A 15197-nucleotide genomic window follows, 5' to 3' on the forward strand; every position below is an offset into this window, starting at 1 on the left:
ATCGCGGGCAAGCTTATTCGTTGCGCAAAAACGCCTGGTGCAATTCAGCCAGCGTCTCGAAGTAGTACGCTGGGTGCTCGGCGCTCAGCTCTTCAAGGCTGCCAAAGCCATAGCCCACCGCCGCGGCATCCAGGCCATTGCGCTGAGCGCCGATCAGGTCGTGCTTACGGTCGCCGATCATCAGGGTGGTGCTGGGGTCCAGTCCCTCCTCGGCCACCAGGTGGGCAATCAGTTCGACCTTGTCGGTGCGGGTGCCGTCCAGCTCGCTGCCGTAGATCACCTTGAAGTGCCGGTCGAAGTCGAAGTGACGCGCGATCTCCCGGGCGAAGATCCAGGGTTTCGACGTTGCGATGTACAGTTGCCGCCCTTGCCCACGCAAGGTTTCCAGCAGCGGTGTGACCCCGTCGAACACTCGGTTTTCATAGAGCCCGGTGACCTTGAAGCGTTCACGGTAGAAGTTCACCGCGTCCCAGGCCCTGGTTTCGTCGAAGGCGTAGAACTGCATGAAGGCTTGCAGCAAGGGCGGGCCGATGAAGTGCTCCAGTTTGCCGAGGTCCGGCTCATCGATCCCCAGTTTGCCCAAGGCATACTGGATGGAGAGGGTGATCCCTTCGCGCGGGTCAGTCAGGGTGCCATCAAGGTCGAATAAAACGCTTTGGTAATGCATGAAAATTCCTGAATGAGAGTCAGAGCTGGTCGTAGCCTTCGGCCAGATGCAGGTCTTTGAGCTTGACGTAGTTGGCCGCGCTGTAGGTAAAGAATGCTCGCTCCTTGTCAGTCAACGGCCGGGCCTGCTTTACCGGGCTGCCTACATACAGGAAGCCGCTGGCCAGACGTTTACCGGGCGGCACCAGGCTCCCCGCGCCGATGATCACCTCGTCTTCGACCACCGCACCGTCCATTACAATGCTGCCCATGCCGATCAGAATCCGGTTGCCGACGGTGCAGCCGTGCAGCATGACCTTGTGGGCAACGGTCACGTCATCGCCGATCAGCAACGGGAAACCGTCTGGGTTGAATGGCCCGGCGTGGGTGATGTGCAGCACGCAGCCGTCCTGCACGCTGGTGCGCTGGCCAATGCGGATGCGGTGCATGTCGCCGCGGATCACGGTCAGCGGCCAGACGGAGCTGTCGGCGCCTATTTCGACGTCGCCAATCACCACTGCCGAACCGTCGACAAACGCGCCAGGGTTGAGCACGGGGGTGTGGTTCTGATACTTGCGAAGGGACACGATAGGCTCTCTCTCTGTTGCTGATAGCTGCGGTTGGCGTCGATTGTAATTAAGATGGGGCCATGTTTCTTCCAGCCAAGGTGCCAACCGTGAGCGTGAACAACCCTCTTTTGCAGTCCTACGACCTGCCGCCGTTCTCGGCGATCCGCGCCGAGCATGTACAACCGGCCATCGAACAGATCCTCGCGGACAACCGCCTCGCCATTGCCGACCTCCTCAAGACCCAGGGCACTGAACCGACCTGGGCCGGCCTGGTGCTGGCAATGGATGAGCTCAACGACCGCCTGGGCGCCGCCTGGAGTCCGGTCAGCCACCTTAACGCGGTGTGCAACAGCGCCGAGTTGCGTGAAGCTTACGAGTCCTGCCTGCCAGCGTTGAGCGCCTACTCCACCGAGCTGGGCCAGAACCGTGAACTGTTCCAGGCCTTCGAAGCCCTGGCCAACAGCCCGCAAGCGGCCGGTTTCGATGTGGCGCAAAAAACCATTCTCGAACATTCCCTGCGTGACTTCCGTCTGTCGGGTATCGACCTGCCGGAGGCTGAGCAAAAGCGTTATGCCGAGGTGCAGAGCAAGCTGTCCGAACTGGGCAGCCGCTTTTCCAACCAGTTGCTCGACGCCACCCAGGCCTGGACCAAGCACATCACCGATGAAGCCGCCCTCGCCGGCCTGACGGACTCGGCCAAGGCGCAAATGGCCGCTGCGGCTCAAGCCAAGGAGCTGGATGGCTGGTTGATCAGCCTGGAGTTTCCGAGCTACTTCGCAGTAATGACCTATGCCCATGATCGTGCACTGCGCGAAGAGGTCTACGCGGCCTACTGCACTCGTGCGTCGGACCAGGGCCCGAATGTCGGTCAGAACGATAACGGGCCGGTGATGGAAGAGATCCTCGACCTGCGTCAGGAACTGGCCAGGCTGTTGGGCTACAGCAGTTTCTCGGAACTGAGCCTGGCGACCAAAATGGCTGAGTCCAGCGATCAGGTCCTGAGTTTCCTGCGGGACCTGGCCAAGCGCAGCAAGCCATTCGCCGCCCAGGACCTGGAACAGTTGAAGGCCTACGCGGCCGAACAGGGCTGTGCCGACCTGCAAAGCTGGGACAGCGGTTTCTACGGGGAAAAACTCCGTGAGCAGCGTTACAGCGTCGCTCAAGAGGCGCTGCGCGCATACTTCCCGATCGATAAAGTGCTGAGCGGTCTGTTCGCCATCGTCCAGCGCCTGTACGGCATCGAGATCGCCGAGCAGACGGGGTTCGACACCTGGCATCCGGACGTTCGCCTGTTCGAAATCAAGGAAAACGGCGAGCACGTCGGCCGCTTCTTCTTCGACCTGTATGCGCGCGCCAACAAGCGTGGTGGCGCCTGGATGGACGGTGCCCGAGACCGCCGTCGCACCGCCGAGGGCGTGCTGCAAAGCCCGGTGGCCAACCTGGTGTGCAACTTCACTCCGGCCGACAGTGGCAAGCCTGCGCTATTGACCCATGACGAAGTCACCACCCTGTTCCACGAGTTTGGTCACGGCCTGCATCACCTGCTGACCCGTGTCGAGCATGCGGGCGTATCCGGGATTAATGGCGTGGCCTGGGATGCGGTCGAGTTGCCGAGCCAGTTCATGGAAAACTGGTGCTGGGAGCCGGAAGGCCTGGCGCTGATTTCCGGTCACTATGAAACCGGCGAGCCACTGCCCCAGGACCTGCTGCAGAAAATGCTCGCGGCGAAGAACTTCCAGTCCGGCCTGATGATGGTGCGTCAGCTGGAATTTTCCCTGTTCGACTTCGAACTGCATGCTACCCACGGCGATGGCCGCAGCGTGCTGCAGGTGCTCGAGGGCGTACGCGACGAGGTCTCGGTCATGCGTCCGCCGGCCTACAACCGCTTCCCCAACAGCTTCGCGCACATCTTTGCCGGTGGTTACGCCGCCGGTTACTACAGCTACAAATGGGCGGAAGTGCTGTCGGCCGACGCGTTCTCCAGGTTTGAGGAGGAAGGTGTGCTCAACGCCGCGACCGGTCGGGCCTTCCGTGAGGCGATCCTGGCGCGTGGAGGCTCTCAGGAGCCAATGGTGCTGTTCGTCGACTTCCGCGGACGTGCACCGTCGATTGACGCACTCTTGCGCCACAGCGGCCTGAATGAGGGCGCGGCAGCATGAGTGATGGGCCTGTGAGCAAAACCAAGAAACGCTTTATCGCCGGTGCCGTGTGCCCGGCGTGCAGCGAGCCGGACAAATTGATGATGTGGAGTGAAGACGATGTACCGCACCGCGAATGCGTGGCGTGTGGGTACTCGGACACGCTCAATGAGCAGGGATTGTCGGTTCCCAAGGAGTTGGGGACTCGGGTCAACGTCAGTCCGGTGAAGGTCGCGGACGCCAAGGTCCAGACCGTGCAGTTTTTTGTGAATCCGAAACTGAAGAAGAAACCCCACGACGCCTGACCGCGTGGCCGGCTCCCCTCTCCCGGGAGCCGGCTTGCAGGCCTCATTACGCGGGGTTGCTCTCAGTGACCGTCAACCAGCTCTTGGCAGGAATGTGATGACCGTCCGCACCTCGAGCTTGTCGAGCAACGGCAGGACGCCGTCATTCGGGCGTGCACTCCGGTAGAGGGGTGGCGACATCTGTAGTACGCGTCGATGGCAGCGCTCGAGCCTGAACCGCTGCCAGTCAAGGGTCCGTGAGGGGGTTGTCAAAGAGGTGTTGAACACCCCCCCGGCGAACGTCGTTTTCTCACACCTTCATCTTGATGAATGCCTTGGTCATGGGCTCCAGGTCGGTATCGTCTTTCGGGTGGCTACCGCCATGATGCGTCACTTTGAATATCCTGAAACTGACCCCGTTATCGACTGAAGAAGCCGTGAAAAAGTAACCGAGGGGGGATAACTCGCCTTCATCCAGCTCGAGCAATCCGATCCGAACCCTCAGCACGCCGGGAGGGTTGTCGATCGGCGAGAGAAACACTGCAAGTTGGGGGCCGATAGTGGTTTGGCGATAGAAGGCAATAGCGAGATCGATAATAGCCTTGGTGTCTTTTTCATCAATACTGCCGTCAGGGATAACATTGATGTTAGACCAAGGGTCGAAGTCGAGTTTGAAGCTGTTTTCATTCTCGTTGATGTGCAGGGTTAAGTTTGTCGTGGTGGCAGTAGAGTCGGCATCAATTCTTGACAGCTTTATAATGATTTTGACGTCGTTCGCAGTTTTTTTTCTTTGTAGGAATATGCCGTTGGTATGGGGTAAGTACATGGATGATCTCCGTGCAAGGGTGCACGCGATGACTTGCGTGCACCTGCTACTCAGGGGTTGACGATGCTGGCGTAGGCCTTGGCCAGGGCCTGCAACTTGGCTTTGTCGTCGGCATCGATGTCGCCATCACCATCCACATCTTTCCGGAGTCTGTTGATAGTAAAGGTGTTTCCATTATCGGCAGATGTAGCCGTTACAAAAACAGAGTCAACCAAGGTATCTATCTCGACTTCGTTCTCGGCATCCCATTCGGTTTTCTTGCGGGAAAGTTGTATGGATACCAGTGTATTGGGTTCCGAGGGGCCAGGCGGCATGAGTTGCAAAAAGGCGCCGCGTTGATTAAAGAAAGACATGTTTAAGTCCTTTTGTTTATTATCCATGGGGTTTTTACTTGCGGGAGTGATATTAAGTACGGAAGTTATGATTTAGCCACTGAGTAAATGTTTCATGGTTTTACATTTAGTGGACTATTTAAAACATTAATCTGAAAACAATACCGTGCAGCACACTGCATCGGGAGGCTGAACGGTACTGGTTGGGTGCGTGACCTTGTTGTACTGTATGGATATACAGATAGAGGGTGTCGCGATGATCAATTCCCTGCCGCCTCGCGGGCGCGGTACTGGCGCTAATCCGCATAACCGCTTTGCGCCAAGCCGCTCGGTGGCGCAAGACGACGGGTGGTATCAGGAGGTGCCGCTGACCCAGGGTACGCAAGTGCGTATCGAAACAGCGAAATCCATCATCACCCGCAACAGTTCGCCGGACTTGCCCTTCGACCGCTCGATAAACCCCTACCGGGGCTGTGAGCACGGTTGCATCTACTGCTACGCGCGGCCCAGCCATGCGTATTGGGATCTGTCTCCCGGCCTGGATTTCGAGACCAGGCTGATTGCCAAAACTAACGCCGCCGATGTGCTTGAGCAGCAACTGTCCAGGCGCGGCTATCAGTGTGCGCCGATCAACTTGGGCTCCAATACCGACCCTTATCAGCCGATCGAGCGCGAACACCGAATTACCCGGCAAATTCTCCAGGTGCTACTACGCTATCGACATCCGGTGACGATCATCACCAAAGGGTCGCTGATCCTTCGCGATCTGGATTTATTGACCGAATTGGCTGAGCAGCGGCTGGTGGCGGTGATGATCAGCCTGACCAGCCTGGACGACGAGCTCAAGCGCATTCTTGAGCCGCGTACGGCGGCACCCAAGGCGCGATTGCGGGCCATCAGGGTGATGCGTGAGGCCGGTATTCCGGTGGGCGTGCTGTGTTCGCCAATGATTCCGATGATCAACGATAGCGAGCTGGAGAGTCTGCTGGCGGCCGCCCAGGCGGCTGGTGCCCAGAGTGCGGCCTACATGATGTTGCGTCTGCCGCTGGAAGTCGCACCGCTCTTCGAGGAATGGCTGGCGGCGCATTACCCGCAACGAGCTGCGCATGTGCTGAGCCTGATCCGCCAGAGTCGTGGCGGTGAGTTGTACGACAGTCGCTTTGGCGCGCGAATGCGCGGTGAGGGGCCGTTCGCTGACTTGCTGGCACAACGGTTTGCCAAGGCAATGAAGCGCCTGGGGCTGAATCAGCGGGAGGGGTTCAACCTGGATTGCACGGCTTTTTGTCCTCCAGGTGCTCAGATGTCGTTGTTGTAGATGCTGAACAGGTCTGTTTTGGTGTGGTACGTACTATTCGTAATAGTACGTTATTGTCGGTTTTTTGGTTTGGCGCGCTTGTTGCGAGGTGGTTGATTACGATTGAGTTAACTTTCAATAGTGGCGGTGATCAGAACTGCCTGGATGCGTTTCAACCAACCGCTCGTTGCGTAGGCTTCGGGTAAACAGGCAATGTGCCGACGTCCCAGGTTGACCGTAACTCGCCAAGTCTGTCCTTGGTCTTGGATTACAGTACGGGGACGTCGGGTGCTCAGAGTTACTAGCGTAATTAATTAACTGGTAAACCAGCCTTGAATCCAGCCGCTGATATTACTGAAAGTTGACTTGATATCGGCGAAGGCGTTTTTAACCCACGTGATAGTTTCGGCTACAACTTTTGTAATGAAGGCATTGAGTTTTTCCGACATGATTCGGAACAGGCTGAAAATCATATCCGTTGTGGACATTATTGCTTTTTGTGCGTTCGGGTGACGCTCGCCGATTTCAATGGCCTTATCGAAAATTCGGTCAATATTTTTTTCGGATTGCTCTTTTTCGTAGATGCGTCTTTCATTCATTTGCTGTTTGAATGTCGCAATGGCACTGGCATCACCCGCAGCATTGCTCAGGTTTTGGGCATCGTTGGTAATGCTGAGCTCTACGCTCTGATTCTGGGTGGTAGCCAGCATTTTTGCTGTCGATTTCAGTTCTTCCAGTGCGATTGTTTCATCTGGGGAAACGTCATCTAGTTGGGTAGCGTTGGGCATGGAGAAACTACGAGCGGGTTGTTGTTTGCCACCCGCCAACACGGATTTGTGGTGGGCGCGAAGTTCGTTCATGGTTGCGACAAAAGCAGTCATTGGGTTCATTCCTTTGAAGGTATTTTTAGTTTTCAAGTGCTGGTGCACTTGCTGGTTAGATTAATGAGAATTTCAGAATAAAGTAGGCTTAAAGCCTTTCTCTTTGTTTCTTGAGCCTGGCATAAAAGTTGTTCGCTGCCCTGTCAGGATTAGGTGTTGCTGTTAATGTATTCGTAGCGATTGTTCGTGCCACAAGTATTGAACTGTCGCATATGCTGCTCAATTGCCTTTGTTCAGTCTCAATTAAGTCCGAGGGTTATTGCGGTGTCTGGCTTGTTCTTTGTGGGTGACGCCACCGTCGTTTGCATTGCACCTGAGTGATGTAAACTCTGGGGCACCCCCCCTAATGTGCCAACGAGGATGAGTGATGAGTGACAAAGACAAGCCACCGTTGGCTGCATCGGCTTCAGCCCTTCCAGAGGCCGAAAGCGCCGATGCAGCGCTGCAGCACATTGTTGACGGCTTTCTGCATTTTCATCATGAGGTCTTCCCGCAACAGGAAGAACTCTTCAAGAAGCTTGCTACGGCCCAGCGGCCACGGGCAATGTTTATCGCGTGTGCCGATTCGCGAATCGTCCCTGAACTCATCACGCAAAGCGCGCCAGGCGACCTGTTCGTCACGCGTAATGTGGGCAACGTCGTCCCGCCTTACGGGCAAATGAATGGCGGTGTTTCTACGGCCATCGAATATGCCGTGCTGGCGCTGGGTGTTCAGCACATCATCATTTGCGGGCACTCCGATTGCGGCGCCATGCGGGCGGTCCTCAACCCGCAGAGCCTGGAAAAAATGCCCACGGTCAAAGCCTGGCTAGTCCATGCGGAAGTCGCGAAAAGCATGGTCCAGGACAACTGTCAGTGCGCCACCGAACACGAAAGCATGCAGGTACTGACCGAAGAAAACGTGATCGCCCAGCTGCAGCATTTGCGTACTCACCCCTCCGTGGCTTCGCGCATGGCCAACGGTCAGTTGTTCATCCATGGTTGGGTCTACAGCATCGAATCCAGTGAAATAAAAGCCTATGACGCGGACAAGGGTTGCTTCCTGCCTTTGGACGGTAGCCTTCCGATCCCCATGGCGACGCCCAAGGCGCGCTTCTAGATCTTGCGTGACTGGTCGGGGCGGCTGAAAAAACGTCCAGGCTTCGCCACACCGAATCAATCCGGGTAAGGCTCATGGAGGGGGCGACTGAAAGCGCTTCAGGCAAGGAAGCAGCTGACTTGCAGGGCGATGTTTCTGGCTGAGGTTCAGCCGGTCAAAATCCTTGTGGGAGCAAGCAAGTCTGCTCCCACAAGTGTTGGAGGGGGTCAGGCGGCTGGTTGATCCAGCTCCAGGCCTACACCCAACTGGCGCGACAGGCACGGCCAGCGTTTCCAGGCGGCACCGGTGTCCGGGCTGTTGAGTTTTTCCCGATAGGCTTCGACGGACTCCAGGGCGAAGCTGTCTTCGTTGAGCATTTCGTCAACGGCGTGATGAACCGCCTCATCCAGTTGATTGGCGAAGTCTTCGCCGATCAGTTGGTGGGCAATCAGGTTGGCGACAGTCATGTCCAAGGGGATCAGTGGCTGGCCGAAATGTTTGATGTAGAGGTCGTTCACTTCTTCTACCAGGCGATGGGCCAGGTAGGCTTCATCCAGCAAGCTGTCCAGGCCTACGTGGCCGTTCATGATTGCCGGGGGCTGGAGGAAGAACTGCTCGGCAATCTTCAATACCGGCTTGATCTGCGACTCGATCCCGGCTTCGCGCGCGACTTCGTTGGCTGCGTCGAGCAGGTCTGGAACCTGGTCGATGTAGGCGATAACAAAACGGGTCATCACGCCCTTGGCGTCGACGTCCGGCAATTGGATAGCGGCATGCAGGTGGGGCAATTGGACTTCCAGCTGACGGGTCAGCTGACCGGTTTCGGACTCATGTAATTGGGCACGTTGAATCTGCTCGCGCAATGCGGCGGTGTTCATGAAAACTCCAGGAAACGAAGGCAAGGAAATAGGGGAAGACATAAGTTAGCTTGCTTATGAAAACCGTTAAGACGTATTTGTCATAATTGTTTCACCTTTGATGCATCTAAGTTATATCGATTTGCCATCACCTAGTCACATCCTTCTCCATCCGCGGCCTGCGGCGCAAGCCCCAGGTGTTTCAGATGATTTACGCCATCGCGTTGCGAGGTCCCACTCGCTGTCTATACTCGGTTCTGTATGAAGTTAGCTGATGACGCCCGACTGCATGTGCAGCAAGGCTTGGCGGTTTAAGTTCGTAGTCTAGGCAGCCGCTCCCTTGGACGCAGGTGAAAGCCGGCGGGATAACAAGAACGATAAGGGGAACCCGCAATGATGCGACATCCACAAGTCTGGATGGGCCTCCTGTTGTGGTCGATTTTCAGCCAGGCGCAAGCCGCCTGGACTGTGAATATGGCGCCTGGGGCTACTGAAATCAGTCACGCAGTCTTCGACCTGCACATGACCATCTTCTGGATCTGTGTAGTGATCGGCATCATCGTCTTTGGGGCGATGTTCTGGTCGATGATCATGCATCGGCGCTCCACTGGGCAGGAGGCCGCCAAATTCCATGAAAGTACGACGGTCGAGATCCTCTGGACCGTGGTGCCCTTCATCATCCTCGTCGCCATGGCCGTGCCGGCGACCGCCACCCTGATCAAGATGTACGACAGCAGTGAGCCGGATATCGATATCCAGGTCACCGGCTATCAATGGAAGTGGCACTACAAATACCTGGGCCAGGACGTCGAGTTCTTCAGCAACCTGGCCACCCCGCAAGAGCAGATCCGCAACCAGAGCACCAAGGGCGAACACTACCTGCTGGAGGTCGATCAGCCATTGGTGCTGCCAATCGGCGCCAAGGTGCGCTTTCTGGTGACCTCCGCCGATGTCATTCACTCCTGGTGGGTACCGGCCTTTGCGGTCAAGCGCGATGCGATTCCCGGTTTCGTCAATGAGGCTTGGACCCGGGTCGACAAGCCCGGGATCTACCGTGGCCAGTGTGCCGAACTGTGCGGCAAGGACCACGGCTTCATGCCGATCGTGGTCGATGTCAAAAGCCAGGCTGATTACGACACCTGGCTCGCCGAGCGCAAGGCCGAAGCGGCCAAGCTCAAGGAACTGACCAGCAAGGAATGGACGCTGGAGGAACTCAAGGAACGTGGCGACAAGGTCTATCACACCACCTGCGTGGCTTGTCACCAGGCCGAAGGCCAGGGCCTGCCGCCGATGTTCCCGGCGCTCAAGGGTTCGAAAATCGCCACCGGCCCCATAGCGGAGCACTTGGGTATTGTCTTCCACGGCAAGCCGGGCACCTCCATGGCGGCGTTCGGTAAACAGCTGTCGGAAGTCGATATCGCCGCCGTGGTGACCTACGAGCGCAACGCCTGGGGCAACAACAAAGGCGACATGGTCACGCCAAAAGATGTGCTGGCCCTCAAGCAGGAGGAAAGCAAATGACCCGGTCGATTGCGTGTTCCCGTGAGCGCTTGGGGCGTGATGCCTCGAGCTGCCCAGTCCATCCGTCTACAGGAGTCAGGACATGAGTGCAGTGATCGATGACCATGGTCATGCCGGCCATGACCACGCCCATGGTCCCGCCAAGGGCCTGATGCGCTGGGTGCTGACCACCAACCACAAGGACATCGGCACGCTGTACCTGTGGTTCAGCTTCATGATGTTCCTGCTCGGCGGTTCGTTTGCCATGGTGATCCGTGCCGAGCTGTTCCAGCCCGGACTGCAGATCGTCGAGCCGGCGTTCTTCAACCAGATGACCACCATGCACGGCCTGGTCATGGTCTTCGGCGCGGTGATGCCGGCGTTTGTCGGCCTGGCCAACTGGATGATCCCGCTGATGATCGGCGCGCCGGACATGGCCCTGCCGCGGATGAACAACTTCAGTTTCTGGCTGCTGCCGGCAGCGTTCCTGATGCTGGTCTCGACCTTGTTCATGCCCGGTGGCGGACCGAACTTCGGCTGGACCTTCTACGCACCGCTGTCCACGACCTACGCCCCGGAAAGCGTGACCTTTTTCATCTTCGCCATTCACCTGATGGGTATCAGTTCGATCATGGGGGCGATCAACGTGGTCGCCACCATCCTCAACCTGCGCGCCCCCGGCATGACCCTGATGAAAATGCCGTTGTTCGTCTGGACCTGGCTGATCACCGCCTTCCTGTTGATCGCGGTGATGCCGGTGCTGGCCGGTTGCGTGACCATGATGCTGATGGACATCCACTTCGGCACCAGCTTCTTCAGTGCCGCCGGTGGCGGTGACCCGGTGCTGTTCCAGCATGTGTTCTGGTTCTTTGGTCACCCTGAGGTGTACATCATGATCCTGCCGGCCTTCGGTGCCGTCAGCTCGATCATCCCGACCTTCTCGCGCAAACCGCTGTTTGGCTACACCTCAATGGTCTACGCGACGGCGAGCATCGCCTTCCTGTCGTTCATCGTCTGGGCGCACCACATGTTCGTGGTGGGCATCCCGCTGGTGGGCGAGCTGTTCTTCATGTACGCCACCCTGCTGATCGCGGTGCCCACCGGGGTCAAGGTGTTCAACTGGGCCAGTACCATGTGGCAGGGCTCGCTGACGTTCGAGACCCCCATGCTGTTTGCCGTGGCGTTCGTGATCCTGTTCTCGATTGGCGGTTTCTCCGGGTTGATGCTGGCCATCGCGCCGGCGGACTTCCAGTACCAGGACACCTACTTCGTGGTGGCGCACTTCCACTACGTGCTGGTGCCGGGGGCGATCTTCGGCATCTTCGCGTCCGCCTACTACTGGATGCCCAAGTGGACCGGGCACATGTATGACGAGACCCTGGGCAAGCTGCATTTCTGGTTGTCCTTCATCGGCATGAACATGGCGTTTTTCCCGATGCACTTCGTCGGGCTGGCGGGCATGCCACGCCGCATCCCGGACTACAACTTGCAGTTTGCCGATTTCAACATGGTGTCTTCGATTGGCGCCTTCATGTTTGGCGCGACGCAGATCTTCTTCCTGTTCATCGTGATCAAGACCATCCGCGGCGGCGAGCCAGCACCGGCCAAACCGTGGGATGGCGCGGAAGGCCTGGAGTGGAGCATTCCTTCACCCGCGCCGTATCACACCTTCACCACTCCGCCGGAAGTGAAATGAACGCCGCGGCAGGGTTCTCGGGGGAGGTTTTGAATCATGGCTGATTCGATTTCCACGAAAAAACTGGTGACCCGTTTATTGCTGGTGGTGGTGGCGATGTTTGTCTTCGGGTTTGCCCTGGTGCCGATCTATGACGTGATGTGCAAGGCGCTGGGAATCAATGGCAAGACCGGCGGGCAGTATTCCGGTGAGCAGCAGGTGGACGAGTCGCGCCAGGTGCGGGTGCAGTTCCTGTCCACCAATGCGATCGACATGGTCTGGGAGTTTTATCCCAAGTCCGATGACATCGTGGTCCACCCCGGTGCGGTCAACGAGATGATTTTCATCGCCCGCAACCCCAGCAGCCACCCGATGAGCGCCCAGGCGGTGCCGAGCATTTCACCCAGTGCTGCGGCAATGTATTTCCACAAGACCGAATGTTTCTGCTTTACCCAGCAAGTGCTGCAGCCCGGTCAGCAGATCGAGATGCCGGTACGTTTCATCGTTGATCGCGATATGCCCAAGGATGTGAAGCACCTGACGCTGGCTTACACGCTGTTCGATATCACCGCGCGTCATCCACCCGTGGCTGTTGCACAAAAGACCGGTGGCTAGACGTTCAAGCGTGCCCGATAAGGAGAACAATAAATGGCAACTCATGAGCATTATTACGTTCCCGCCCAAAGCAAATGGCCGATCATCGCCACCATCGGCATGTTCGTCACGGTGTTTGGCCTGGCCACTTGGTTCAACGATCTGAAGGCGGCACGCCCGGAATCCCACGGCCCGCTGATCTTTTTCGTCGGGGGGTTGCTGCTGGCCTACATGCTGTTTGGCTGGTTTGGTGCGGTGATCAAGGAAAGTCGCGCGGGGCTGTACAGCGCCCAGCTGGATCGCTCGTTCCGCTGGGGCATGAGCTGGTTCATCTTCTCCGAGGTGATGTTCTTCATCGCGTTTTTCGGTGCGCTGTTCTACGTGCGGCACATCTCGGGGCCGGCGCTGGGCGGTGAAGGGGAAAAGGGCCTGGCCCACATGCTCTGGCCGAACTTCCAGTTCGTCTGGCCATTGCTGGAAAACCCGGACTCCAAGCTGTTCCCGCCACCCAAGGACGTCATCAGCCCCTGGGGCCTGCCGTTGCTCAACACGGTGATTCTGGTCAGCTCCAGTGTCACTGTGACCATCGCCCACCATGCCCTGAAAAAAGGCCATCGCGGGGCGCTGAAAATCTGGCTGGCGCTGACCGTACTGCTGGGCTGCGCCTTTCTCGGCTTCCAGGCCGAGGAATACATCCACGCCTACCAAGAACTGGGCCTGACCCTGGGCTCGGGGATCTACGGCGCAACCTTCTTCATGCTCACCGGCTTCCACGGCGCCCACGTGACCATCGGCACTCTGATTCTGTTCGTGATGCTGATGCGGGTGTTGCGCGGGCATTTCGATGCCGAGCACCAGTTCGGCTTCGAGGCCGCGAGCTGGTACTGGCACTTCGTGGACGTGGTCTGGATCGGCCTGTTTGTTTTTGTCTACGTACTCTGAGGCGCGCTACCAGGGGGCGTGAGAAACCAGTTGGCCACTGAAGAAGCCCCAGGCGATCAGGCCGACGGTGATGGCGGCCAGACCGACACGAACGCTCAAGGCGATGACCAGGCGATGTGAGCTGCTGTCGTCCTTGACCAGAAAAAACAGGCCGCTGAACAGGCTGAAGACCGTGGCAATCAGCATCAGGACGATGGCTGCTTTGAGCATGGTGGGACTCCGGGGGAAGCGCGATGCACTTGAGTATAGCTAGCTCGCCCGCTGACTTACTGGCGCTGTCATGAAGCGTTTCCGGCCGGGCATCGTGCCGACCCTGGTGGTGGCCCTGTTGCTGCCGCTACTGGTCTCGCTGGGGTTCTGGCAACTGAGTCGTGGCGCGGAAAAGAGCGCCCTGCTGAACAGCTACGCTGAGCGCCGGGTCGCCGAGCCGATGGCCAGCGCCGAGCTGCAACACACCGAGGATCCGGCCTTTCGCCGAGTGCGCCTGCATGGCCAGTTCGATGCCGGGCACAGTCTGCTGCTCGATAACCGTCAGCGCGATGGCAAGGTCGGGGTCGAGTTGCTGCAACCGTTCCAGGATCAGGCGACGAGACTCTGGCTGCTGGTCAATCGTGGCTGGCTGCCATGGCCGGACCGGCGCACACCGCCGCAATTCACCACGCCGCAGACGGTGCTGAGTCTCGACGCCTGGGTGTACGTCGCTCCCGGCGCGACTTTCCAGCTCCACGCCGACCCCAGCGCCACGACTTGGCCACGACTGGTCACTGCCGTTGAGCCGGCCAAGCTTTGGGCGGCGCTGGGTCGTGAAGGTTTCGCCTACGAATTACGCACCGAAAGCGGTCCGGCGTCCTACCAGGCTGATTGGCCGGTGGTGGCCATGGGGCCGGAAAAACACCTGGCTTATGCCGTGCAGTGGTTCGCCCTGGCGATTGCCCTGCTGGGTCTTTATCTCTATCTCGGCTGGCACAACGCAAAGGAGAAACACCATGGGAGCGGCCATGAATCCACCCAGCATGTCTGAGGCGAAAACTTCGTCGAACCGGCGCAAGGGTCGCGTGCAGCTGCTGCTGATCCTGCTGGGGGTGATCGGTCCGATGATCCTCGCCACCGGCATGTACAAATGGCAGTTCTGGGTGCCTGAGGGTCGCAGTTACCACGGCGAACTGATCGGCAACGGCCAGACCCGTGCCGACCTCGGCGTACAGGCTCAGGGAGACCGCTGGCAGGTGTTGGTGACAGCGCCCAAGGCCTGTTCGGTCGACTGCCAGCAACTGGTGTACCTGGCGCGCCAGATCCAGATCGGCCTCGGTCGCGATGCCTCGCGCGCCAGTCACGCATTGGCCGCCGCACAACCCTTGAGCAGCGACTACGAAGCCAAGCTGACCCGCGAATACCCACAGCTACAGCGTTATCCCATGGACCTGACCACGTTCAGCAAAACCACCGGGGATCAAGCTGCGCCGCAACTGTGGATCGTCGACCCCCACGGCAACCTGGTGTTGCGTTATAGCCCCACGGTCAAAGGCAAGGACTTGCTCAACGACCTGCGCCATCTGCTGAAACTGTCGAACATCGGATAAGG

General features: G+C 58.2%; 17 protein-coding genes. 10 read left to right on the forward strand and 7 right to left on the reverse strand.

Going from position 1 to position 15197, the window contains the following annotated elements; genetic code table 11:
- Nucleotides 1-13: 13 nt before the first annotated feature.
- Entirely contained in the window at nt 14-667 is a 654-nt protein-coding gene (locus AACY45_RS20250) for an HAD family hydrolase (protein ID WP_339547108.1), read from the reverse strand.
- Nucleotides 668-686: 19 nt separating this feature from the next.
- Nucleotides 687-1232 (reverse strand): gamma carbonic anhydrase family protein, encoded by a 546-nt coding sequence (locus tag AACY45_RS20255; RefSeq protein ID WP_339547109.1) that lies wholly within the window; start codon nt 1230-1232, stop codon nt 687-689.
- A gap of 62 nt (nt 1233-1294) precedes the next feature.
- Between AACY45_RS20255 and prlC the strand changes: the two genes are divergently transcribed.
- A complete protein-coding gene (gene prlC / locus AACY45_RS20260) occupies nt 1295-3373 on the forward strand; it encodes an oligopeptidase A (protein WP_339547110.1) in 2079 nt (692 codons plus the stop codon).
- Complete coding sequence (locus AACY45_RS20265) at nt 3370-3657, forward strand: YheV family putative zinc ribbon protein (protein WP_339547111.1); 288 nt, start codon at nt 3370-3372, stop codon at nt 3655-3657. Before prlC ends, AACY45_RS20265 begins: the two co-directional genes overlap by 4 nt.
- A gap of 289 nt (nt 3658-3946) precedes the next feature.
- On the opposite strand, the gene AACY45_RS20275 is transcribed toward AACY45_RS20265, so the two are convergent.
- Both AACY45_RS20275 and AACY45_RS20280 read right to left on the reverse strand, forming a co-directional pair.
- Nucleotides 3947-4462, reverse strand: coding sequence for a hypothetical protein (locus tag AACY45_RS20275; protein ID WP_339547112.1), 516 nt, complete (start codon nt 4460-4462; stop codon nt 3947-3949).
- A gap of 50 nt (nt 4463-4512) precedes the next feature.
- Complete coding sequence (locus AACY45_RS20280; RefSeq protein ID WP_339547166.1) at nt 4513-4815, reverse strand: hypothetical protein; 303 nt, start codon at nt 4813-4815, stop codon at nt 4513-4515.
- A gap of 235 nt (nt 4816-5050) precedes the next feature.
- On the opposite strand from AACY45_RS20280, the gene AACY45_RS20285 reads away from it, so the two are divergent.
- Nucleotides 5051-6109, forward strand: a complete 1059-nt coding sequence (locus AACY45_RS20285; RefSeq protein WP_339547113.1) for a PA0069 family radical SAM protein — start codon at nt 5051-5053, stop codon at nt 6107-6109.
- 293 nt (nt 6110-6402) lie between these two features.
- Here AACY45_RS20285 and AACY45_RS20290 read toward each other — a convergent pair whose 3' ends face one another.
- The gene (locus tag AACY45_RS20290; protein WP_339547114.1) at nt 6403-6969 is read right to left on the reverse strand and encodes a hypothetical protein; all 567 of its coding nucleotides are present in this window, start codon (nt 6967-6969) and stop codon (nt 6403-6405) included.
- Nucleotides 6970-7336: 367 nt separating this feature from the next.
- Between AACY45_RS20290 and AACY45_RS20295 the strand changes: the two genes are divergently transcribed.
- The gene (locus AACY45_RS20295) at nt 7337-8068 is read left to right on the forward strand and encodes a carbonic anhydrase (protein WP_159992975.1); all 732 of its coding nucleotides are present in this window, start codon (nt 7337-7339) and stop codon (nt 8066-8068) included.
- 206 nt (nt 8069-8274) lie between these two features.
- Here AACY45_RS20295 and AACY45_RS20300 read toward each other — a convergent pair whose 3' ends face one another.
- Nucleotides 8275-8925: a hypothetical protein gene (locus tag AACY45_RS20300; RefSeq protein WP_339547115.1), complete on the reverse strand. Its 651-nt coding sequence runs from the start codon at nt 8923-8925 to the stop codon at nt 8275-8277.
- 372 nt (nt 8926-9297) lie between these two features.
- Between AACY45_RS20300 and coxB the strand changes: the two genes are divergently transcribed.
- From coxB to AACY45_RS20320, 4 genes are all read left to right on the forward strand, one after another.
- The gene (coxB, locus tag AACY45_RS20305; protein WP_339547116.1) at nt 9298-10425 is read left to right on the forward strand and encodes a cytochrome c oxidase subunit II; all 1128 of its coding nucleotides are present in this window, start codon (nt 9298-9300) and stop codon (nt 10423-10425) included.
- Between the two features lie 82 nt (nt 10426-10507).
- A complete protein-coding gene (ctaD, locus tag AACY45_RS20310) occupies nt 10508-12100 on the forward strand; it encodes a cytochrome c oxidase subunit I (protein ID WP_339547117.1) in 1593 nt (530 codons plus the stop codon).
- A gap of 36 nt (nt 12101-12136) precedes the next feature.
- Complete coding sequence (locus tag AACY45_RS20315; protein ID WP_166588937.1) at nt 12137-12694, forward strand: cytochrome c oxidase assembly protein; 558 nt, start codon at nt 12137-12139, stop codon at nt 12692-12694.
- A gap of 33 nt (nt 12695-12727) precedes the next feature.
- The gene (locus AACY45_RS20320) at nt 12728-13615 is read left to right on the forward strand and encodes a cytochrome c oxidase subunit 3 (protein WP_339547118.1); all 888 of its coding nucleotides are present in this window, start codon (nt 12728-12730) and stop codon (nt 13613-13615) included.
- Between the two features lie 6 nt (nt 13616-13621).
- On the opposite strand, the gene AACY45_RS20325 is transcribed toward AACY45_RS20320, so the two are convergent.
- Nucleotides 13622-13825: a twin transmembrane helix small protein gene (locus tag AACY45_RS20325; RefSeq protein WP_339547119.1), complete on the reverse strand. Its 204-nt coding sequence runs from the start codon at nt 13823-13825 to the stop codon at nt 13622-13624.
- Between the two features lie 70 nt (nt 13826-13895).
- On the opposite strand from AACY45_RS20325, the gene AACY45_RS20330 reads away from it, so the two are divergent.
- On the forward strand, nt 13896-14636 hold the full coding sequence (locus AACY45_RS20330) for an SURF1 family protein (protein WP_339547120.1): 741 nt from the start codon (nt 13896-13898) through the stop codon (nt 14634-14636).
- A complete protein-coding gene (locus AACY45_RS20335; protein ID WP_339547121.1) occupies nt 14602-15195 on the forward strand; it encodes a hypothetical protein in 594 nt (197 codons plus the stop codon). Before AACY45_RS20330 ends, AACY45_RS20335 begins: the two co-directional genes overlap by 35 nt.
- Nucleotides 15196-15197 lie beyond the last annotated feature (2 nt).

It is taken from the genome of Pseudomonas sp. RA_35y_Pfl2_P32, from assembly GCF_963970735.1.
GTDB lineage: Bacteria > Pseudomonadota > Gammaproteobacteria > Pseudomonadales > Pseudomonadaceae > Aquipseudomonas.

Bases quoted from the DNA above. Each gene is read 5' to 3' on its own strand.
- AACY45_RS20335 (WP_339547121.1), top strand. From the start codon at position 14,602: ATGGGAGCGGCCATGAATCCACCCAGCATGTCTGAGGCGAAAACTTCG.
- AACY45_RS20320 (WP_339547118.1), top strand. From the start codon at position 12,728: ATGGCAACTCATGAGCATTATTACGTTCCCGCCCAAAGCAAATGGCCG.
- AACY45_RS20295 (WP_159992975.1), top strand. From the start codon at position 7,337: ATGAGTGACAAAGACAAGCCACCGTTGGCTGCATCGGCTTCAGCCCTT.
- AACY45_RS20275 (WP_339547112.1), bottom strand. From the start codon at position 4,462: ATGTACTTACCCCATACCAACGGCATATTCCTACAAAGAAAAAAAACT.
- AACY45_RS20330 (WP_339547120.1), top strand. From the start codon at position 13,896: ATGAAGCGTTTCCGGCCGGGCATCGTGCCGACCCTGGTGGTGGCCCTG.
- AACY45_RS20265 (WP_339547111.1), top strand. From the start codon at position 3,370: ATGAGTGATGGGCCTGTGAGCAAAACCAAGAAACGCTTTATCGCCGGT.
- AACY45_RS20290 (WP_339547114.1), bottom strand. From the start codon at position 6,969: ATGACTGCTTTTGTCGCAACCATGAACGAACTTCGCGCCCACCACAAA.
- AACY45_RS20315 (WP_166588937.1), top strand. From the start codon at position 12,137: ATGGCTGATTCGATTTCCACGAAAAAACTGGTGACCCGTTTATTGCTG.
- AACY45_RS20250 (WP_339547108.1), bottom strand. From the start codon at position 667: ATGCATTACCAAAGCGTTTTATTCGACCTTGATGGCACCCTGACTGAC.
- AACY45_RS20325 (WP_339547119.1), bottom strand. From the start codon at position 13,825: ATGCTCAAAGCAGCCATCGTCCTGATGCTGATTGCCACGGTCTTCAGC.
- ctaD (WP_339547117.1), top strand. From the start codon at position 10,508: ATGAGTGCAGTGATCGATGACCATGGTCATGCCGGCCATGACCACGCC.
- AACY45_RS20285 (WP_339547113.1), top strand. From the start codon at position 5,051: ATGATCAATTCCCTGCCGCCTCGCGGGCGCGGTACTGGCGCTAATCCG.
- prlC (WP_339547110.1), top strand. From the start codon at position 1,295: ATGTTTCTTCCAGCCAAGGTGCCAACCGTGAGCGTGAACAACCCTCTT.
- AACY45_RS20280 (WP_339547166.1), bottom strand. From the start codon at position 4,815: ATGTCTTTCTTTAATCAACGCGGCGCCTTTTTGCAACTCATGCCGCCT.
- coxB (WP_339547116.1), top strand. From the start codon at position 9,298: ATGATGCGACATCCACAAGTCTGGATGGGCCTCCTGTTGTGGTCGATT.
- AACY45_RS20300 (WP_339547115.1), bottom strand. From the start codon at position 8,925: ATGAACACCGCCGCATTGCGCGAGCAGATTCAACGTGCCCAATTACAT.